We start from the raw sequence: 18,048 nt of genomic DNA, 5'->3' as shown, positions 1-18,048 counted from the left end.
AGAAGGCGCCTGGATGCCAGTACGGCTAACTAAGAAGCAGGGTTGCTCGCATACCCCCAGATTACCGCATGTCCCCACCCCGATGTGACCGGGTTAACTCCGGCGAACCAGGAACTCTGTTCCGCCGGTGCGACGGTGGGCGCTCGGGGTCTTGCCGTAGTGCCGGCGGAAGGCAGTAGAGAACGGCCGTACGTCGGAGTACCCGCAGGCGCGCGCCACCTGAGTCACAGTGAGCGTGTGGTCCAACAGGAGCTGGGCCGCGAGCTCCAGGCGCATCCGCCAGAGCGTAGACATCAGCGAAGCCCCGGTGACCGAACGAAAGAGCCGCTCCGCGTGCCGCTCGGACAGGTGCACGGCAGCGGCGACCTCTCGCACCGTTACGGGTCGGGCCAGGTTGTCCAGCAGGTGCCGCTGCATCGCCTCGACCACCACCGGGCCGCGGTCGCGCACTATGGGCTCCACCGACAGGTCGTCCTCGAGTGCGAACGCTCTAGCCGTGTCCAGCACGAGTGCAGCGCCGAAAGCGTCCAGGGACGACTCGTACCCCGACCGTGGTGCCGCAGCCTCCGCCGCCAGCGCAGCGATGACTGCAGGCAACCCACCAAGAGCAGTGGAGACCACTGGACCGTCCGGCCGGGTCAGCCCCGACCACCAGCCCGCACCGGAGGCACCGGACACCGAACGGAAGGTGAAGCCCCAGAACGCGATTCCCAGCGGCGCCGACCGGCTCGACTCGATCTCGTGGACGTCCCCCGGCCTAGCCAGGAACACGTCGCCCGGACCGATCTGGTACTCGGTCGTACCGGAGTTGAAGCGGCCCTCGCCGGAGTACGCCAGGCAGACCTCGTGGAAGGAGTGGCTGTGCCAGTAGTTCCGCCAGTACTCCGGGCGGTAGTGCCCCCAGCTCACGAAGTCCGCACGGAAGCCGCCGACCTCGCAGGACTCCAGTAGCCCCGCGAGGTCCACGAACCGGTCCGCCGCAGCGACAGCCGTCAGACTCAAACGCCACTCCTGCCGGTCGGGTCCACTCCCCTCAGAATCATGCCCTGCCCGAGCGAGTGGTCGTGGGTCTTCACCGTGGGCGGGTCGGACGGGTCGCGGTACTGCACCAGCCAGGTCGTCCGCGGCTCGTTGCTGACGTTCACTCCCGAGCCGTGCACGGTCAGGTAGGTGAAGAACAGCACGTCGCCGGCCTCAGCGGGCTGCGGCGTGGCGTCGTCGAACGGCACGTCGGGCAGGTGGTACGAGCCCTCCGGGTCGTGCTCGCGCGGCCCGGCCTTGTGGCTGCCCGGGATCACCCGGACGCAGCCCTTCTCCTCCGGCGCGTCGTCGAAGTGGAAGATCGCCGCTCCGACCCGGTGGTACTTGTGCGGGAAGAACGGATAGTCCTGGTGCAGCGGGAACGGCGACCCGTTCTCCGGCGGCTTCACGAACAGCTTGGTGTGGTGCAGTTGCACATCCTCCACACCCATCACCGCAGCGGCCACATCGGTGAACCGCGGATCCACCAGCAACCGCGAGAACGCCGCGTCGTAGAACTGCGCGTCGTGCAGGTGCCGCAGCCGGGTCTTCCCGCCGGCCATCCCCGTCGCGGACTGCCAGGTCGGGTCGTCGTGCCGGTTCAGCCGGCCCAGCAACGCATGGCTCGTCTCCCGGTAGGACGCCGCCTCCTCCTTGCTGAGCAGGCCTTTCACCAGCACAAACCCCTGCTCGGCGTACTGCGACGCCAGCGCCGGCAGGTCCGTCGAACCCTGCGTGATCGTCATCTCGAAATCCTCCTGTTCGGGTACTTCGAGCCTAGGAACCACAGCCGCCGAACGGCAGGACCACACCGGACAGCCATGTTCGCCAAACGGACATCTACTCCCAGCACTACGCAGCCGTGGTCAGTGAGGCGCTGGACGACTCGGCCGCGGGAGCGGAGTTCTCCCAGGGCATCGGATCGCGCCAGCAGGCGTCCGGGTTCTGAGGCGGTTTCGGCCGTCGTGGTCTCTGTCTTTGGGGATGGGGTGGGTTCCGGTGTGATCGAGGTGGAATTTGTAGCCGTGTTTGGTGGTCCATTCGAGGGTGTAGTTGTCGATACGGCGCAGGCGCCAGTCGTCGTGGGTCTTGAGGCGGTGGCCGAACCGGCCTTGGGGTGCGAGGTTGTCGGTCGAGGTCTGGTTCGCGGGTCCTCCTGCCCGGTAGGGCTCGATGTGGTCGAGGTCGGTCGAGGCACGGCCGGTGCCGGTGTAGTTGGGGGTGGTGCGGGTTTCGGTGGCTCCGTAGGGGAACTGTTCGATCGGATAGCGCAGGTTGACGTGGGCGCTGATCCGGTTGGGGATCTCATATGCGTGGACGCTGAGCGCGGTGTTGAGGTCGATGACAGGGCGCAGGACGATGCGGTGGTGGCCGAGGAGTTCTTCGAGCCGGTCGGTGTAGACGGGTCCGTAGCCTTCGACCCGGGCCGTGCCTTTGCCGGCCAGCAGGGTTTCGTCGGTGATGTGGAGGTTGACGACGGTCTGGTAGATCCGCCGTCCTCGTTCGGGGTGGCTTTGGCGGGTGGCGTCGATTTTGCGGCGTAGTTCGAGGCGTGCGGCAGTGTCCCTGCCCGCGCGGGCAGGGTCGTCTACCGGTACGGGGCTGCTGCCCAGCAGTGATGGTCGCTGACCGGGCGGCCGGTCTGGGCGGGCCGGGTCGACGGAGTTGTCGTCACCAGCGCCAGGCGCTACGACTGCGGCGACAGTCGTGGCCGGGTCGTCGTGGTCGAGTGGATGGCCCAGGGTGTCGGGGTGTGGGGTGTCGCGGTCGGCCTCGTCATCGAGGCCAGGCTCCGCAACAGCATCCTGCTGGCCGGTGTCCTCGGAGGCTGCGGCCGCCGGGTCATCGGTCTGCGTGGCGGCAGGGCCGCCGGCGGACTGGGTGGCGGGCTGCTTGGTAGCGGCCTTGGTGGTGGCGAGGTGTTGGGTGGCGGTGAGGAGGTCGGCGGCCAGGGCGGGGTCGGACAGTAGACCGGCGGCTTTGGCGCGGCGCTGGTCGATCGTGCCGGTGTCACCTAGTGCCGCGAGGGCTTCGGCGAGTTGGGTGATGGTCGCGTACAGCTGGATGACGTCACCGGTCGCGGCTTTGAGGTACAGCTTGGTGCTGCCGTGCTCGTCGGTACGCCCGACCCACACACCGCGTTCTTTCGCGGATGCTTTCGCTTTCGCGTCTACTGCTTCGGGGTCGGCCCGCCAGGACGCGGCTTTGATGATCTTCTGCAACTGCGCCAAGGTGACCGAGTCGACGAGATCGGCGACGCGCCGGTCCACGATCGCCGCGGCCTCGGCAGACAGCTCGACACATTCCTGAACGACCTGGAGTGCTCTCCACCCGGTAGCGTGGCCGGACTTCACACGTTCCCAGGTGGCGGGGAACCGGTGCCGTAGCGCGACGCACTGTCCGACGAACCTGGCTGCTGACCCTGGTGAGCGGCCGATCACGACCCCGAATTCGGCGACGGCGAATTCGGCGATCTCGGGGTTGCCGTCGCCGCCGTAGACGCGGGCCTGTTCACCGCCGGGGCGGCCGTGACTGCGACCGGGTGCGGGGTGCAGGTCGGCCTGGTGCTGCGCGGCGAGGATCAGGTTGAGTTCACTTTGGCGCTGCTGCTCGTACGCAGCTGACGCCGCGGCCAGGGTCTGCGCAGCGTCGCATCCAGTGAAATCGGTGGCGAACATGTGTTCGACTATACGCCGATCCGAACAACCACGGCAAATCGCTAGAGGGCCACCTTCGCCTTATCCACAAGGGGAAACCTCACACGGGGGAACAGGGTAGAGAGGTGTAGGCGAGCCTTCGGCAACACGGCGGGATTCAAAGCCGCAGGAGCGCTCCCGGGGACTGGACATCGCGCAGCCCGCGCCCAGCCCGTCGCGAGGTGCGACGAACTCCGGCCGGCTTTCGGAGTGCCCGCCGGACTCTCCGAACCGGGCTTGGCGCGGACTACGACGGCAGCCCGACGCCGTGGGGTCGCAGTGAGCGGCAGCGCGACACTCTGTCGCGATAGGCAAGGAGCCGAGAGGCTGCGCGGCCTCAGAGCCCCAGCTGGCCCAGCCGGACGCTGATCCGCGGGTCCGTAGAAACCACCGGAGACTCCTTGTGAACCCACGGGTCCCCGTCGAAGTACGACTGGAAGATGTGCTCGGCGGTCCTGGTCGCCGGCGCCTGGGAGGTCAGGGTCGGGTTCGGGCCGCCGAGGCCGTTCGACCGGGCCGAGTTGTCGGCGATGAACAGACCCTTCACCGCGCGCGTCTCGCCACGGGCGTCGACCACCGAGTTGCTCTCCGACTCTCCCATCCGCATCGACGACTGGACGTGCAGGATCAGCGGAGCCCAGTCGATCCGGTAGACCTTCTTGGCGCCCGCGCCGCGCAGCAGTTCGGCCGCCTTGCGAGCCATGAACTCCCGGTTCTTCAGCGTCCGCGGAGTCCGCTTGCGCTGCTTGAAGGTGACCTTGGGGATCGGCCCGTTCTCGTCGGCCGGCAGCGCGGACAGGGTGACCCGGTTCTGCGCCTCGACGTCGTCGTCGGTGATCACCAGCACGGTCAGCAGCTTGTCGATGCCGCCGGCCATCAACTCCTTCAGTCTTGCACCTCCGTACGCCCTTGGTAGTAGCCGATGAAGTCGTCCCAGCCCTCGACCGGTCCGTCCGGCTGATAGCCGGTGAGGTCCCAGCCGACCGGCCGGGACTTGAGCGTCCTGGTCGCCTGGTCGTAGACGGCGAACTCGCCGTACGCGCCGAAGGTGGCGAACTCGATCAGCGCGCCACCGACGAACTTGAGCAAACCGGACACCGACGCCTTCAGCGGCTCGGGAAAGTGCACGTCCAGCAACTCGATCAGGTCCGAGTCGGTCTTCTCGATCAGCTTGAACGCCTTTGCCTTCTCGGCGTACGTCAGCCGGGCGAACGGCGACAGGTGCACACCGTTCACGGCGAGCGGATTCACCCGGGTCGCCATCAGGTTCAGCAGACCGGCGATCGGAAAGGACAGCGGCAGCGCTTGGTCACTTTGCAGGTACGCCGCCAGCGCGCGATCCAGGCTGCGCAGCTCCACCGGCAGCATTTCGAGCCCCGGCAGGGCCAGCCCGGTATCGGCGAGACCGGTGACCAGGGCCGCGCCGATCGGCTGGGCGAGTGCGTCGGGGACGGGTCGAAGTTGTCCAGCGCGTTGATCATGAAGTCGGTCGCGCCGGCCTCATCGCGCCCGGCGTACGGCTGGAAACGCCCTGGGTGCGCGAGTACGCGTCCGGTCCCGGCAGGGTGATCCTTCGCAGTGGGACGGGGCCGGGCCGGCTTCCCATCGCTGCGGGACCACCGGCACCACTGGTCTTACAACGACCAGCGGTGCCGTAGGTCACAGCTTTGACGTACTGCGGGTCACGCCGACTCCTCGGAGGGCTTCTCGACCGGTACCGCGATCGGCCGCAGCCGGGCCCAACCGACGAAAATGGCGGCGAAGACCAGCATCGCGATGCCGCCCCAGAGATTGATGTTGATCCCGGCGGCCTTGTCCACTTCCTTGGGGTCGGCGATGATGCCGAGGATCGTCAGCACCACACCGTAGATCCCGATCAGCAGCGCGATCACCACCCGGATGTCGAAAGCTCCGGCCTTCTTCTTCCGTTGCTCAGCCATCTCGATTCTCCTTCCGGGTCAGCCGAAGACGAGGTTCAGGACGACGACCATCGCCAGCGAGATCCCCGCCAGCAGCGTCGGCTTGCGGTACCAGCCGTGGTCGCCTTCCTGCGCGACCTCGGTCCGGTCCTCCTTCGGGGTCAGCGAGTACACCAGGCCCTTCAGTTCCTGGTCCGTCTTCGGTTTCGTCACCATGCTGACGATCACGCTGAGCAGGATGTCGACGACGAAGGCAGCGCCGGCCCCGACGAAGCTCGCGCCCTGACCCGGCAGGTTGATCACGCCGTTCTCCGAGAGTACGAAGACCACGACCGCGGTAGCGGTACCGCTGACCAGGCCGATCCAGCCGGCCGCGGCGGTCATCCGCTTCCAGAACATACCGAGGATGAACGTCGCGAACAGCGGGGCGTTGAAGAACGAGAAGAGCTGTTGCAGGTAGTCCATCAGGTTGCTGTAGCCGGAGGCGATCGCCGCCGTACCGATCGCGATGACCGTGCCGCCGACGGTCAGCCAGCGACCGGTCCGCAGGTAGAACGCGTCGTCGCGGTCCTTGATGAGGTACCGCTCGATCAGGTCGTAGGTCACCACGGTGTTGAACGAACTGAGGTTCGCCGCCATCCCGGCCATGAAGGAGGCCAGCAGACCGGTGATCGCGAGGCCGAGCATGCCGTTGGGCAGCAGGTCACGCATCAACAGCAGCAACGCGTCGTTGTAGGTCACCGAGCCGCTGCCGTCCAGCTTGAACTGCTTCATCTCCGGTACGGCGACGGCCGCGATCATCCCCGGGATGATGACGATGAACGGGATGAACATCTTCGGGAACGAGCCGATGATCGGCGTCCGCCGGGCGGCCGACATGTTCTTGCTGGCCAGCGCCCGCTGGACCTCGACGAAGTTGGTGGTCCAGTAACCGAAGGACAGCACGAAGCCGAGGCCGAAGACCAGCCCGATCACCGACAGGAAGCTGTTGTTGAAGCCGCTCAGGTTGGTGCCCGGCCACGCGTGCGCCTGCTGATTGCCGTTCGCTGTGGCGGTGATCTTGTCGATCAGGCCCTGGTAGCCGCCGACCTTGTGCAGGCCGACGATGGTCAACGGCAGCAACGCCGCCACGATCACGAAGAACTGCAGCACCTCGTTGTAGATCGCCGCCGACAGCCCGCCGAGGGTGATGTAGCTGAGCACGATGACCGCGGCGATGATCACCGACAGCCAGATCGGCCAGCCGAGCATCACATTCACGATGGTCGCCAGCAGGAACAGGTTCACGCCCGCGATCAGGACCTGGGCGAGCGCGAAGCTGATCGCATTCACCAGATGCGCAGGCTTCCCGAAGCGTCTGAGCATGAACTCCGGCACGCTGCGGACCTTGGAGCCGTAGTAGAACGGCATCATCACGACGCCGAGGAACAGCATCGCCGGGATCGCGCCGATCCAGAAGTAGTGCACCGTCGGCAGCCCGTACTGCGCGCCGTTGGCCGACATCCCCATGATCTCGATCGCGCCGAGGTTGGCCGAGATGAAAGCCAGGCCCGTCACCCAGGCCCGGCAGCGACCGGCCGGACAGGAAGAAATCGAGGCTGTTCGATACCGCGCGTTTGGCGAGATATCCGATCCCGAGCACGAAAGTGAAATACGTAGCAATGATGATGTAGTCGATTGCCGTGGCATCCAACCGCAGGATCGAATCTTGCGCGAGCATCGGCCCTCCGCTCGTCGTCGTGACGCAAGGTGGTGTTACCGGTGAGGAACGTTACTCCTGTGCCCACCGACATTCCCGCCGGGCCGCGCGCACGGTTTCATCACCGTCTGGTGCTCCGGTTTCTCCACCCCGCTCTCCACCCGCGGTAGGTTCTGGGCGACGGCCCGCGAGCCTAACTTCGGGGCTATGACTCTGCTGAACGCTGCCGTGGTGGTCGCGATCGTGATCGCCGTCCTGGCTCGCCGACTGTCCTGGCTCGGGCACCTCTTGGGTGCGACGATCACTTCGGGTGGCGGGTCGATCCTGCTGACCGTGGGCGCCAACCTGCTGGTGCAGTCGTTGGTGGTCCAGGCCAAAGCACATCGTGATGCCGAGGAGTACGCGACCAGGTGATCAGAGCGAGAATGCACGGCGAGACCGGCTGGCTGGGCCGGAGTCTCGCCTCCGTCGTCGCGATCTGTGTTCTCGCCACCGCCCGGCCAGCCGAGCCCTGGGTCTGGGCGGTGCTGGGCGCCGGTCTGCTCAGCTTCCTGTCCGGCACCTTCCTGATGAACCGCCGGCCGCTGCTTGCGCTGACACTGCTCTCGTACGCCGGACTGAGCGCTGCCCTGATCTCAGGCATGCCGGATTCCAACTCGCTGGTGCTCTGCCTGATGGCCGTCGCCGACATCGCTGTCATGGTGCTCCCCCAGGGCTATCGGCCGATCATTGCCGTCGGCATCGGTTATGCGACCTGCTACGCGCTGTCGGGCTGGTGGTGGGACCGGTCCGACATCTGGTACGTCGGCCAGCTGACCTGGACGGCGATCTTGGCCGCTTTCGGATTGAACCGCCGGCAGTACGAGGTGCAGGCCCGGCAGACGGAGAAGCTGCTGGAACAGACCCGGCTCGCCCAGCAGGAGCACGCTCGCGCTGCTGCTCTCGAGGAACGCGGCCGGCTCGCGCGGGAGCTGCACGACGTACTGGCTCATTCGCTCGGTGCGCTCAGCGTCCAGCTGGAGCTGGCGGAGGCGTTGCTTGACGAAGGCAACGACACGGCCGGTGCGCTCGATCGGGTGAAGCGTTCGCGGCGGCTCGCGGTCCAGGGGTTGGTCGAAGCGAGGAACGCGGTGGCCGCGCTCCGGGCGGACGAAGTACCGGCGCTGCCGGCGGCGCTGGCCGCGCTGGTCGAGCAGCATCGGAAGGATCATCGGGCCGAGGTGACGCTGACCGTCGACGAGGTTCGGACGCCGCGCCCCGAGGTGGTCGTGGCTCTGCTCGGGGCAGCTCGGGAGGCACTGACCAATGCGGCGAAACACGCGCCCGGCCGGGCTGTCGACGTACGGCTCGATGGGCGGAACGGTGCTTGGCTCACGATCAGGAACGCGGGGGCAACGGTCGGCGAGAAGGGCTTCGGGCTGGCGGGGATGCGGGAGCGGTTGGCACTGGTGAATGGCAAGCTGGAGGCCGGTCCGGACGGGGACGACTGGCTGGTAGTCGCGGCGGTGGCTGATGAGTGAGGGCGCGGTGCGGGTCGTGGTGGCCGATGATCAGCAGGTGGTCCGGGAAGGGCTGGTCGCGTTGCTCGGGCTGATCGACGGGGTCGAGGTGGTCGGCGCCGCCGCCGATGGCGCCGAGGCCGTCGAACTCGTTGCGCAGGGCAACGTCGACGTGGTGCTGATGGATCTGCGGATGCCGGTACTGGACGGCATCCAGGCGACCGCGCGGATCACCGCCGAGTACGCCGAGGTGGCCGTCCTGGTGCTGACCACGTACGCCGACGACGAGTCGATCACGATGGCGCTCCGGGCCGGGGCGCGTGGGTACCTCACCAAGGACGCGGGCCGGGTGGAGATCGGCGCGGCGCTGAGGTCGACCGCGGCCGGGCAGGCGACCTTCGACCCGGAGGTGTCGCGTCGCCTGGTGGCCGCGATGACACCGACTCCCCCGCAGTCGACCGACGGCCTGACGAGCCGGGAGACCGAAGTGCTGAAACTGATCGCTCGTGGGCTGAGTAATTCGGAGATCGCAGGACTGTTGTTCATCAGCGAGACGACAGTGAAGACCCACATCAACAACACCTTCGCGAAAATCGGCGCCCGCCACCGCGCCGAAGCAGTCCGCTACGCGTACATGAATGGGCTGGCGGAAAGCTGAGCAAAGGGAAAGAAGGAAAGCGTGGGGTGCCCGGCTAAATCCTGATCTCTGCGACTACTGGGCGGTGGTCGCTGCCGGTGGGGGGCATTACCCAGGCCTTGGTCGGGACGACACCGCGGACCATGATGTGGTCGATCCGGGCCATCGGGAACTTGGCGGGCCAGGTGAAGCCGAAACCGAAGCCGGCCGCGCCCTGGGCCGAGCGGAGACCGACGGTGATCGGGGCCAGGCTGCGGTCGTTCGCCGTGCCGTTGAAGTCGCCCATCACCACCACCCCGGCGAGCTTCTCCTGGGCGATCTGCTGACCGAGTTGCTTGATCGTCTCGTTGCGCTGGTTCGAGGTGAACCCGCTCGTGCCGACCCGGACCGACGCGAGATGCGCGACGTAGAAGGCCACCTTGCCCTGCGGCGTACTGACCTCCGCTCGCAGTGCTCTGGTCCAGGCGAAGCCGACGTCGACCGACTCGCTCTCCTCCACCGGGTACTTCGACCACAGCGCCACCGTGCCGCGGGCGACGACGTGCGGGTACTTCGCGGCGAATTGCGACTTGTAGACCTTCAGGTCCGCCGAGGTGATCTCTTCCAGCGCGATCACGTCCGCGTCGGCCGCGATCAGCTCCTGTGCCGTCTTGGCCGGATCCGGGTTGGCCGCGTCGACGTTGTGCGACAGCACCCGCAGATCGTGGGCGCCACCGCCCTTGCCTGGGATCACGGCGTTCCCGAACATCATTCCCCAGACGGCGAGCGGGACCAGCAGCGCGACCCCGGCCCGAGGCGGACCGGCGGACCAGTGCTGCCACGGCGAGAACGGGGATGGCGAGCCCGACCCAGGGCAGGAACGTGTCCAGCAGACTGCCGAGGTTGCCGATCGAGTTCGGCACATGCCGGTGGAAGGCCATCGGCAGCGCCGAGAGCACGGCGAGGACGGCGATCACCCAGCCGCGGCGCCATTTGCCGGCACGACGTTGCCGCCGCGAGGTCGAGCGCGAGGTCGGCTTGTGGCTGGCTACAGCCGTCTTAGGGTGGGACATGCCCCGATTGTTCACGACATCGCCCGTACACCAAAGCCCAGGAGGCCTCTCTCGTCCTGGTCTTACCGCGATTTCATCCGTCCGAAGGACGAACCCGGCCGAACGGAGGACGAACGGTGGTCGTTAGGGTCGCCACATGGATGAGCAGACCTTCCGGTGGGTCGATCCGGCCCAGGTACTGGCGGACACCGTGAAGTTGAGCGGACTAGAGTACGTGCAAGGGCTCCAGGACGGAACTGTGCCGCCACCACCCATCGCCGTACTGATGCAGTTCTCGGCTTTTGAGGTCGAGTTCGGCAAGGTGGTGTTCGGCTGCCAGCCGTCCCACGCCCACTACAACCCGATCGGAATGGTGCACGGCGGTCTGGTCTGCACCTTGCTCGACACCGTGACCGGCTGCGCCGCGCACACCACGCTACCGGCCGGAGTGGGCTACACCTCGGTCGAGATCAAGGTGAACTACCTGCGCCCGGTCCTCGCCGACACCGGCTTGCTGAAAAGCACGGGTCACGTGATCAAAGGCGGCAACCGGGTGATATTTGCCGAGGGCAACGTCACCAACAGCGCCGGCGACCTGGTGGCGACAGCAACCAGCACCTTGCTGGTGCGCTCCGCCCGCTGACCTCGCCTTCGCATACCTTTTCGGTATGAGCGGAACCGAGCAGTTCGACCACGTGCCGGCCATCGACAGCGAAGAAGACAAGGCCCGGTGCGAGCGCGGGCTCGCCGTGCTGCAGGCGGTCGACGGCGGCTCCGGTACGGCGGTGATGGACGCGCTGCAGGACATCGCGCCGGCACCCGTCCAGAAGACCGGGTTGTGGAAGAACAGGTCGAAGTTCTTGAACCCGACCCAGTCGCTGCCCCACGGCCCCTTGACCGGGCTGTAGTCCTTGAACGCGATCACCGCGTTCGAGATCGGGATGTACTTGAAGATCACGAAGTACGCGAGCGGGACGAGGATCAGCAGGTAGAGCTGCCAGTGCCGGCGAAGGCTGCGCCGCGCCTCGGTCCAGCGGCTCGGCGGCTTGATGACCCGGGTAGCTGACATCACCTGTTTCAGCACCGGTGCCGGCGGCGCCGGTTTCACCTCGATCGTTCCACTCACACTACTTTCCTTCTGTCCTACCCGCCGTGACAAACCGTGACTACTTGAAGCTAAGCCGATATCCGATAGGATCTTGGCTTCCACCCGGAGAATGACACAGAAGACTTCGGAGTGGAAGAGCAACCACGCCGGTCGAGGCCAGACCTTGACCGATTGGCCTCAGATCCGCCAGATTCCTTGCCTGGCAGCGATCCGAGAAGTTGCTTCTGGCAATTAAACGGGCGGGGACGCCGACGGGTCCCATGGCGAGCCATGGGACCCAGGCACCACATCTCGACCGGGGAAGGGGTTCTGAGCTGACCACTTCCGGACCGGACCGGATTATTTTCCTTTGTGAACTATATGCCAGTCAACTGCTCCCCGCCGACTATGGCAAGACTTGAGTCCTCATTCGCATGGACCGGGAGCTGGAGGGCGCGGTGATACTTCAGGCCATGAACTTGCGGCTGCGGGGCTACCGGGACGGGGAGAGCTTCGAAGGCGTCGGCTTCGGGCTGGACCCGGCGACAAGTTTTGTTGCTGAGGGCAATGGTGTGGCGATCGGCTGCGCCAAGAATGTCTGGTGGGAGGAGCCGATGACGACTCCGTACGCCGGATGTGGTCGCCGCGGGCTACGAGATCGCGTTCACCCGGGTCCGGATGACCTGGAGCTGGACGAGCCCGGCGAGGTCGCACTCCCGGCCGGCGTCGAGATCAGGCCCGCCGGACCGGCAGATCATCGGTCGCTGTGGCAACCCGGCGTACAGGGCTGTGGACCATCGCCGGGAACCGGACCGGAAGCGTGGCGCTGTACGAAAAGGCCGGATATCGCGTGACTATCCGGCAACCCCGCTATCGCAAAACGCTCTGAAACTACTTGCGGTCAAAGACCCGACCCGACCATCACGGGGGAACGGCCGGGCCGGGCTAACTCGATAGTACCCGTGCGTAGCTCTTCGAACCGGGAGCCCGGCCGCCAATTTCCGTGCTGCTGGCAGCCAGGTCCGTTGGTGCCGATCGTCGGCTCACCTGGTGCTGACGGTCAGCGGATCACTTGACGCCGGTCGGTTCGAAGTCGAAGACGTTGCCGTTGTAGACGAGCTTGTCGGCGGCGCCGTGGAACTCGAAATCGCGTCCCTTGGTGATGGACAAGGAGTACACGGTCGCGCCGGGTCCACCGTCATTCAGTGCCGCCTGGAGTTCCGTCCAGGTACACCTGGCGCCGTTGATGTTGCACGGCATGTCAGCGCCGGTGAGCCCCCAGACCTTGCCGAGGCTGTCGTCTCTGGCGTCGAGCGCGGTCCAGGCCCCGGGCGCGGTGTTGTTCGGCGCGAAGACCATCGAGGAGTAGGTCCTGGTCGAGGCCGCCAGATTCGGATTGATCTCGAACGAGATGGACGGCATGTTGTTCGTCGCCCGCGCGTTGTTCTCTCCGGTCGTGTAGACCGTGAACCCGAGAGCCGTGATGGCACTCACCTGGTCACCGACGAAGTCGACCTCGTTGCCGAAGGCGGCTTTGTCCGTGGACGTGCCGGTGTTCAGCTCCAATGCTCCGACGCCTACCGGTGCGAGCGTCGAGGTCGGCCTCATCTCGGCGCTCCCCGCGCCGATCGTATTCCGCAGGACGGTGCCCCAGTGCGCTCCCGACCAGACCCCGGCAGGGCCTTGCGGACCGGTTTCACCCGTGGGACCGACCGCACCGGTGGTGCCGGCTGGGCCGGCGGCGCCCGGGTCACCCTTGAGAGCGACTTTCACTCCGGCCGAGAAGTCGTTCAGCACCAGCGTTCCGTCCTTCACGCTGCCACTGGTCACCGAGTTGTCGTAGATCGTGGTGAACCACGCGACCACCGCCGGCGCGATGTCGACGGCGTACAGCGTGCCGTCCTTCACCATCGCGCCGGTGATGCTGTTCGGAGCGGGCGGGGTCGCGGCCGCCTGCTGACCCGGTGCCACGACTGCCGTGGCCGATCCCGTCGTACCCAGCAAGACTGCCCCGACGGCGAGACCTGCCACTCCGATACGCCCCATTTTGACACTCATAACGCACCCTTCCAGTCCGGTCATTCGACCGAAGCGTGCAGCGGGCGGGAGTCGAACCCGGCCACCCCCCCCGAGTGGGGCCGCTGCTCCTGTGACGCTTCCTAGGCGCGGTCGCCAACTTACGGTGCGTAATCAGGCGTCAGTAGGGCCGAAGGTCCTGAGGTGAAACAAAACTGAAGGCGTAGGCAGCCGACGGTGCCCTAGCCTGATCGGTATGCAAACTCGTTCCTGAAAGCGCACCACCGCCTTCGCCTCCAGAAGGACCGTCGTGCGTCACGTCCAGCGTCGACCCGTCGACCCGTCGACTGTCGAGTCCGGCGGCGACCCGGTCGAGGCTTCGTCATGCCCGCACACGTGATGCTTTCAGGAGCGACCAACGATGTCTTTGCCTGCCTACCGGGCCGCTGATCCGGTCCGTACCTATTACGCCTTCCGGGGCGGGTGGGCCTTCTTCGCCGGACTGGCCTTCACGCTCAGCATGGTCTACTTCGTCAAGGACGTGGGCCTGAGCCCACTGCAGATGGTCCTGGTCGGGACTGTCCTCGAGATCGCCTGTTTCGCGTTCGAGATCCCGACCGGCATCGTTGCCGACCTGTACAGCCGCCGGCTGTCGGTCATCATCGGCTTCATGCTGATCGGAGCCGGCTTGCTGCTCCAAGGTCTGATCCCGGCCTTCCTCGCGGTACTCATCGCCCAACTCCTGTGGGGATTGGGCTACACCTTCACCTCCGGCGCCGACCAGGCCTGGATCACCGACGAGGTCGGCGAGGAGGAGGTCGGGAAGGTGTTCGTCCGGGCCCAGCAGATCGACCTGGCCAGCAAGATCGGCGGCACAGTGGTCGCCGGCCTGCTCGGGTTGGTCAGCTTGTCGCTGCCGATGAAGCTGTCCGGGATCGGTGTGATCCTGATGGCCGGCGTGCTGGCGGTGGTCATGCGGGAGGACAACTTCCACCCGACCCCGAAGGCGGAGCGGGAGACGTTCCGGAACATGAGCGAGACGTTCAAGGCCGGGCTGGCCGTCGCCCGGACCCGCGCGGTGGTCCGGAATCTCGCGCTGATCAGTCTGATCTCGGGGCTGTCCAGCGAGGCGTTCGACCGGTTGTGGTCGGTGAAGATCCTCACCGGCTTCAGCTTCCCGACGGTGTTCGGGACGTCGGATCCGGCGGTCTGGTTCACCGTGCTCGCGCTGGTCGGGACCTTCCTGTCGCTGGTGGCCTCGCTGCTGGTGAACAAGATCTCGCCCGACCGGATGAGTGCGCAGCACCCGAGCGGTCTGCTTGCCGTGCTCAGTGTGTTCCAGGTGGCCGGCGTGATCGGCTTCGCGCAGGCGGGTCACCTCTGGCTCGCGCTGGCGGCGATGTGGGTCTGCCGGATCGCCGAGACCATCGCCTACCCGGTCGAGTCCGCTTGGCTGAACCGCAATGTGGACTCGCGATCGCGGGCGACGGTGATCTCGATGGTGTCCCAGTCGAACGCGATCGGCCAGGTCATCGGCGGACCTCCGCTCGGCGCCCTGGCGGGCCGCACCTCACTCCGTACTGCGTTGGTCGTGTCCGGCCTGATCCTGACCCCGATCCCGCCCCTCTATCTGCGGGTCAGTCGGTCTCGACCTCGACGCGGCGGCGGTCGCGGCCGGACTTGACCAGGCTGGCGACCGTGGTGACGAACAGGGTGCCGGCGATGAAGCCGAGTGAGGTGGCGATGCCGATGTGCGGCAGGTGGATCGCACCGATGTCGTCGATGTGCGAACCGTGCAAGGCCTCGATGATCAGCTTCACGCCGATGAAGGCGAGGATCACCGACAGCCCGACGTTCAGGTAGATGACCCGCTCCAGCAGCCCGCCGATCAGGAAGTACAGCTGGCGCAGGCCCATCAGCGCGAAGGCGTTCGCGGTCAGCACGATGTACGCGTCCTGGGTGAGACCGAAGATGGCCGGGATGGAGTCGAGCGCGAAGATCACATTCGCCATCCCGATCGCGGCGATCACGACCACCAGCGGCGTGAGCATCCGGCGTCCGTCGGTCCTGGTGACCAGGCTGGCACCGTCGTAGTCGTGCTGCAGCGGCAGGATCCGGCGCATCCCGCGGATCACGACGTTCTCCTGGAAGTCGGTGTCGTCGTTCTCACCCTCGAGCGCCAGCCGGACCGCGGTGTAGACCAGGAACGCGCCGAAGATGTAGAACACCCAGCTCGCCGCCGAGATCGCCGCCGCGCCGGCCAGGATGAACACCGCGCGGAGCAGCATCGAGACCACGATGCCGATGTACAGCACCTTGTCCTGCGCCAGCGTCGGGACCGCGAACCTCGCCATGATGATGACGAAGACGAACAGGTTGTCGACGCTGAGGCTGTACTCCGTGATGTAGCCGGCCACGAACTCGCCGCCGGACGCACCGGGACTGAAGACGAACAGGCCGACCGCGAACAACGCGGCCAGACCGATGTAGAACAGTACCCAGCGGGTGGCGTCCTTGATCGTCACGCTGTGCTTGCGGCGCGCGATCACAACCAGGTCGAAGGCGACGATCGCCAGCAGACCGACGATCGTGAGGATCCAGACGGTCGGGGACATATGGGATACCACGGGTATACCTCCGGACGGGCGGCAACAGCGGGTCCGGAGGTCTCTTCCGCCCGACTCACTCGGACCGGCAGCACCGGGTCGACCTGGGGTCTTCCGTGATGACGACGCTGCCGCGAAGGAATACTCCCCTCCACAAACGACCCTACTTTACCCGTGAACGGCACCGACCGCCGTGCCCCGGGTCACAGTAGGACCGCTCTGTTCAATATCGTATACCGCATACAGATTCCAAGCGGCCCGCGCCCTCGTTTGTGGATTCGAACAGCCGGGTACCCGGATCAGGTGCCGCCGGACGCAGTCCGGCGCATCAACCTGTGGAGGCATGTGATGGGAATCGGTGCAGGAGTTTTCTTGCTGGCGGTCGGCGGCATCCTCGCGTTCGCCGTATCGGACCGGATCAGCGGCGTCGACCTGACCGTGGTCGGCTACATCCTGATGGGCGCCGGCGCACTCGGACTAGCGCTGGTCCTCCTGCTCAACGGCCAGCGCTCGCGCAGCTCGCACACCACCGTCGTCGAGGAGCGCCGCGACCCCCGCGACCCCCGCATCTGAGCTGGTCCACCAGGTTTCGACCGCGCGCGGCACCTCTGGGGAATGAAGCCGGGGCGGCTTCGGCTGTAGCCGGAGTACGCGACCGTTCTTCCTGGGAGATTTGATGAAGGCAATCGTTCATGATCAGCACGGCGCCGCCGACTCTGTCCTTCGGCTGGTGGATCGGGAGGTTGCCGAGCCCGGCGGCGGCGAGGTGCGGATCCGGGTGGTGGTTTCAGGCGTGAACCCGACCGACTGGAAGGCGCGCACCGGCATGTACGGCGGCGAGCCTGCGGCCGAGTCGGTGCCGAACCAGGACGGCGCGGGCGTGATCGACGCCGTCGGAGCCGACGTCGAAGGTGTAGCGGTCGGAGACCGGGTCTGGCTTTCGCTGGCCGCGTTCCAGCGACCTGGCAGCGGTACCGCGCAGGAGTACACCGTCGTACCGGTCGACCGGGTCTTCCCGTTGCCCGAGGGGGCCGACTTCGATCTCGGCGCGAGCATCGGGTCCCTGCGATCACGGCGCACCGGGCACTGACGGTCGCGGAAGACGGTCCTGACCGACTGGCTCCCGGCGCACTGGACGGCAAAGTCGTCCTCGTCGCGGGTGGAGCCGGTGCGGTGGGCCACGCGGCGATCCAGCTCGCACGCTGGGCCGGCGCCACAGTCATCGCGACCGTGAGTACTGCGGAGAAGGCGGCCTACCCGACCGCCGCAGGCGCGCAGTACGTCGTCAACTACCGGGACGCGGACGCGGCGGAGCAGATCCGCTCGCACGCGCCCGACGGCGTCGACATCGTCGTGGAGGTCGCGATCGGGGCGAACCAGGAGCTCGACCTCGCCGTACTACGGCCGCGCGGCACGATCGCGGTCTACGCGAACAACGGCGACCAGCCGTTCGAGGTCGACATCCGCGCGAACATGGGCCTGAACGCCCGCTACCAGTTCGTCCTGCTCTACTCAGTGGGTTGGCACCTGCTCAAGACCGCCGCCGAAGACATCAACGCCGCCATCGCGGCCGGCGCACTCCCCGTCGGCGACCAGGCAGGCCTCCCGCTCCACCACTTCACCCTGGACCAGACCGCGGCGGCTCACGAGGCCGTCGAATCCGGCGCCACCGGCAAGGTCCTGATCACCGTCTCCCAGTCGTAGCCTCACGCCAGCCCTGTCGCCTGGACGTGGACAGAGGTGGTTTGGGTTACTGATCGTGGTGACGCGATCACGGTCAGAGTGCAAACTGGCTGGGCAAGCGCATTCCAGAGGGGTTGACAGTGGAATTCCCGGGG

At 66.6% G+C, this 18,048-nt stretch carries 19 protein-coding genes and 1 pseudogene; 10 read left to right on the top strand and 10 right to left on the bottom strand.

Annotated elements, in window-relative coordinates; translation table 11 throughout:
- Positions 1–93 precede the first annotated feature (93 nt).
- The 7 genes and pseudogenes from F1D05_RS31935 to F1D05_RS31905 all read right to left on the bottom strand — a co-directional run bounded on the left by F1D05_RS31935 (position 94) and on the right by F1D05_RS31905 (position 7,355).
- A complete protein-coding gene (locus F1D05_RS31935) occupies positions 94–1,002 on the bottom strand; it encodes a helix-turn-helix domain-containing protein (RefSeq protein WP_185444077.1) in 909 nt (302 codons plus the stop codon).
- A complete protein-coding gene (locus tag F1D05_RS31930; protein ID WP_185444076.1) occupies positions 999–1,766 on the bottom strand; it encodes a phytanoyl-CoA dioxygenase family protein in 768 nt (255 codons plus the stop codon). The genes F1D05_RS31935 and F1D05_RS31930 overlap by 4 nt, the downstream gene beginning before the upstream one ends.
- A 120-nt stretch (positions 1,767–1,886) precedes the next feature.
- On the bottom strand, positions 1,887–3,698 hold the full coding sequence (locus F1D05_RS31925; RefSeq protein ID WP_185444075.1) for a hypothetical protein: 1,812 nt from the start codon (positions 3,696–3,698) through the stop codon (positions 1,887–1,889).
- Between the two features lie 355 nt (positions 3,699–4,053).
- Positions 4,054–4,593, bottom strand: coding sequence for a GMC oxidoreductase (locus F1D05_RS31920; protein ID WP_185444074.1), 540 nt, complete (start codon positions 4,591–4,593; stop codon positions 4,054–4,056).
- 8 nt (positions 4,594–4,601) lie between these two features.
- Positions 4,602–5,084, bottom strand: a complete 483-nt coding sequence (locus F1D05_RS31915; RefSeq protein WP_185444073.1) for a hypothetical protein — start codon at positions 5,082–5,084, stop codon at positions 4,602–4,604.
- A 314-nt stretch (positions 5,085–5,398) separates the two neighbouring features.
- A complete protein-coding gene (locus F1D05_RS31910) occupies positions 5,399–5,656 on the bottom strand; it encodes a hypothetical protein (RefSeq protein ID WP_185444072.1) in 258 nt (85 codons plus the stop codon).
- A gap of 18 nt (positions 5,657–5,674) precedes the next feature.
- Positions 5,675–7,355: pseudogene (locus tag F1D05_RS31905) on the bottom strand (sodium:solute symporter family protein).
- Between the two features lie 186 nt (positions 7,356–7,541).
- On the opposite strand from F1D05_RS31905, the gene F1D05_RS31900 reads away from it, so the two are divergent.
- From F1D05_RS31900 to F1D05_RS31890, 3 genes are read left to right on the top strand one after another with little or no spacing between them, the layout of a single operon-like run.
- Entirely contained in the window at positions 7,542–7,748 is a 207-nt protein-coding gene (locus F1D05_RS31900; RefSeq protein WP_185444071.1) for a hypothetical protein, read from the top strand.
- Positions 7,745–8,854, top strand: a complete 1,110-nt coding sequence (locus tag F1D05_RS31895) for a sensor histidine kinase (RefSeq protein WP_206685913.1) — start codon at positions 7,745–7,747, stop codon at positions 8,852–8,854. The genes F1D05_RS31900 and F1D05_RS31895 overlap by 4 nt, the downstream gene beginning before the upstream one ends.
- Positions 8,847–9,491, top strand: a complete 645-nt coding sequence (locus F1D05_RS31890; protein WP_185444070.1) for a response regulator — start codon at positions 8,847–8,849, stop codon at positions 9,489–9,491. The genes F1D05_RS31895 and F1D05_RS31890 overlap by 8 nt, the downstream gene beginning before the upstream one ends.
- A 34-nt stretch (positions 9,492–9,525) precedes the next feature.
- Here the strand turns inward: F1D05_RS31890 and F1D05_RS31885 are convergent, their stop codons facing one another.
- Positions 9,526–10,218 carry an endonuclease/exonuclease/phosphatase family protein gene (locus F1D05_RS31885; protein WP_246486133.1) on the bottom strand — a complete coding sequence of 231 codons (693 nt, stop codon included), beginning with the start codon at positions 10,216–10,218 and terminating at the stop codon, positions 9,526–9,528.
- A 440-nt stretch (positions 10,219–10,658) separates the two neighbouring features.
- Between F1D05_RS31885 and F1D05_RS31880 the strand changes: the two genes are divergently transcribed.
- The 3 genes from F1D05_RS31880 to F1D05_RS31870 all read left to right on the top strand — a co-directional run bounded on the left by F1D05_RS31880 (position 10,659) and on the right by F1D05_RS31870 (position 12,442).
- The gene (locus tag F1D05_RS31880; RefSeq protein ID WP_185444069.1) at positions 10,659–11,144 is read left to right on the top strand and encodes a PaaI family thioesterase; all 486 of its coding nucleotides are present in this window, start codon (positions 10,659–10,661) and stop codon (positions 11,142–11,144) included.
- A gap of 25 nt (positions 11,145–11,169) precedes the next feature.
- On the top strand, positions 11,170–11,409 hold the full coding sequence (locus F1D05_RS31875; protein WP_185444068.1) for a hypothetical protein: 240 nt from the start codon (positions 11,170–11,172) through the stop codon (positions 11,407–11,409).
- A 652-nt stretch (positions 11,410–12,061) separates the two neighbouring features.
- On the top strand, positions 12,062–12,442 hold the full coding sequence (locus tag F1D05_RS31870; RefSeq protein WP_185444067.1) for a hypothetical protein: 381 nt from the start codon (positions 12,062–12,064) through the stop codon (positions 12,440–12,442).
- A gap of 214 nt (positions 12,443–12,656) precedes the next feature.
- On the opposite strand, the gene F1D05_RS31865 is transcribed toward F1D05_RS31870, so the two are convergent.
- Entirely contained in the window at positions 12,657–13,646 is a 990-nt protein-coding gene (locus F1D05_RS31865) for a collagen-like protein (protein WP_185444066.1), read from the bottom strand.
- Positions 13,647–14,025: 379 nt separating this feature from the next.
- Between F1D05_RS31865 and F1D05_RS31860 the strand changes: the two genes are divergently transcribed.
- Positions 14,026–15,288, top strand: a complete 1,263-nt coding sequence (locus F1D05_RS31860) for an MFS transporter (RefSeq protein ID WP_185444065.1) — start codon at positions 14,026–14,028, stop codon at positions 15,286–15,288.
- Here the strand turns inward: F1D05_RS31860 and F1D05_RS31855 are convergent.
- Positions 15,242–16,219 carry a TerC/Alx family metal homeostasis membrane protein gene (locus F1D05_RS31855; protein ID WP_185444064.1) on the bottom strand — a complete coding sequence of 326 codons (978 nt, stop codon included), beginning with the start codon at positions 16,217–16,219 and terminating at the stop codon, positions 15,242–15,244. The genes F1D05_RS31860 and F1D05_RS31855 overlap by 47 nt on opposite strands.
- Positions 16,220–16,558: 339 nt before the next feature.
- On the opposite strand from F1D05_RS31855, the gene F1D05_RS31850 reads away from it, so the two are divergent.
- From F1D05_RS31850 to F1D05_RS41305, 3 genes are all read left to right on the top strand, one after another.
- On the top strand, positions 16,559–16,783 hold the full coding sequence (locus tag F1D05_RS31850) for a DUF6458 family protein (RefSeq protein ID WP_185444063.1): 225 nt from the start codon (positions 16,559–16,561) through the stop codon (positions 16,781–16,783).
- 103 nt (positions 16,784–16,886) lie between these two features.
- Positions 16,887–17,300, top strand: coding sequence for an alcohol dehydrogenase catalytic domain-containing protein (locus tag F1D05_RS41310; RefSeq protein WP_246486132.1), 414 nt, complete (start codon positions 16,887–16,889; stop codon positions 17,298–17,300).
- Between the two features lie 83 nt (positions 17,301–17,383).
- Positions 17,384–17,914 (top strand): zinc-binding dehydrogenase, encoded by a 531-nt coding sequence (locus tag F1D05_RS41305; protein WP_246486131.1) that lies wholly within the window; start codon positions 17,384–17,386, stop codon positions 17,912–17,914.
- Positions 17,915–18,048: the final 134 nt, after the last annotated feature.

Origin of the sequence: Kribbella qitaiheensis, assembly GCF_014217565.1 — a bacterium.
In the GTDB taxonomy this organism is placed as follows: Bacteria; Actinomycetota; Actinomycetes; order Propionibacteriales; family Kribbellaceae; genus Kribbella; species Kribbella qitaiheensis_A.
Note: the sequence above shows the minus strand (reverse complement) of the source record. Positions and strands in the feature narration are given on the sequence as shown.

What these genes read in the sequence shown, in the direction of transcription:
- F1D05_RS31930 (WP_185444076.1), bottom strand. Translation starts at nt 1,766, where the DNA reads ATGACGATCACGCAGGGTTCGACGGACCTGCCGGCGCTGGCGTCGCAG.
- F1D05_RS31925 (WP_185444075.1), bottom strand. Translation starts at nt 3,698, where the DNA reads ATGTTCGCCACCGATTTCACTGGATGCGACGCTGCGCAGACCCTGGCC.
- F1D05_RS31920 (WP_185444074.1), bottom strand. Translation starts at nt 4,593, where the DNA reads ATGGCCGGCGGCATCGACAAGCTGCTGACCGTGCTGGTGATCACCGAC.
- F1D05_RS31915 (WP_185444073.1), bottom strand. Translation starts at nt 5,084, where the DNA reads ATGCTGCCGGTGGAGCTGCGCAGCCTGGATCGCGCGCTGGCGGCGTAC.
- F1D05_RS31910 (WP_185444072.1), bottom strand. Translation starts at nt 5,656, where the DNA reads ATGGCTGAGCAACGGAAGAAGAAGGCCGGAGCTTTCGACATCCGGGTG.
- F1D05_RS31900 (WP_185444071.1), top strand. Translation starts at nt 7,542, where the DNA reads ATGACTCTGCTGAACGCTGCCGTGGTGGTCGCGATCGTGATCGCCGTC.
- F1D05_RS31890 (WP_185444070.1), top strand. Translation starts at nt 8,847, where the DNA reads ATGAGTGAGGGCGCGGTGCGGGTCGTGGTGGCCGATGATCAGCAGGTG.
- F1D05_RS31885 (WP_246486133.1), bottom strand. Translation starts at nt 10,218, where the DNA reads ATGTTCGGGAACGCCGTGATCCCAGGCAAGGGCGGTGGCGCCCACGAT.
- F1D05_RS31880 (WP_185444069.1), top strand. Translation starts at nt 10,659, where the DNA reads ATGGATGAGCAGACCTTCCGGTGGGTCGATCCGGCCCAGGTACTGGCG.
- F1D05_RS31875 (WP_185444068.1), top strand. Translation starts at nt 11,170, where the DNA reads ATGAGCGGAACCGAGCAGTTCGACCACGTGCCGGCCATCGACAGCGAA.
- F1D05_RS31870 (WP_185444067.1), top strand. Translation starts at nt 12,062, where the DNA reads ATGAACTTGCGGCTGCGGGGCTACCGGGACGGGGAGAGCTTCGAAGGC.
- F1D05_RS31865 (WP_185444066.1), bottom strand. Translation starts at nt 13,646, where the DNA reads ATGAGTGTCAAAATGGGGCGTATCGGAGTGGCAGGTCTCGCCGTCGGG.
- F1D05_RS31860 (WP_185444065.1), top strand. Translation starts at nt 14,026, where the DNA reads ATGTCTTTGCCTGCCTACCGGGCCGCTGATCCGGTCCGTACCTATTAC.
- F1D05_RS31855 (WP_185444064.1), bottom strand. Translation starts at nt 16,219, where the DNA reads ATGTCCCCGACCGTCTGGATCCTCACGATCGTCGGTCTGCTGGCGATC.
- F1D05_RS31850 (WP_185444063.1), top strand. Translation starts at nt 16,559, where the DNA reads ATGGGAATCGGTGCAGGAGTTTTCTTGCTGGCGGTCGGCGGCATCCTC.
- F1D05_RS41310 (WP_246486132.1), top strand. Translation starts at nt 16,887, where the DNA reads ATGAAGGCAATCGTTCATGATCAGCACGGCGCCGCCGACTCTGTCCTT.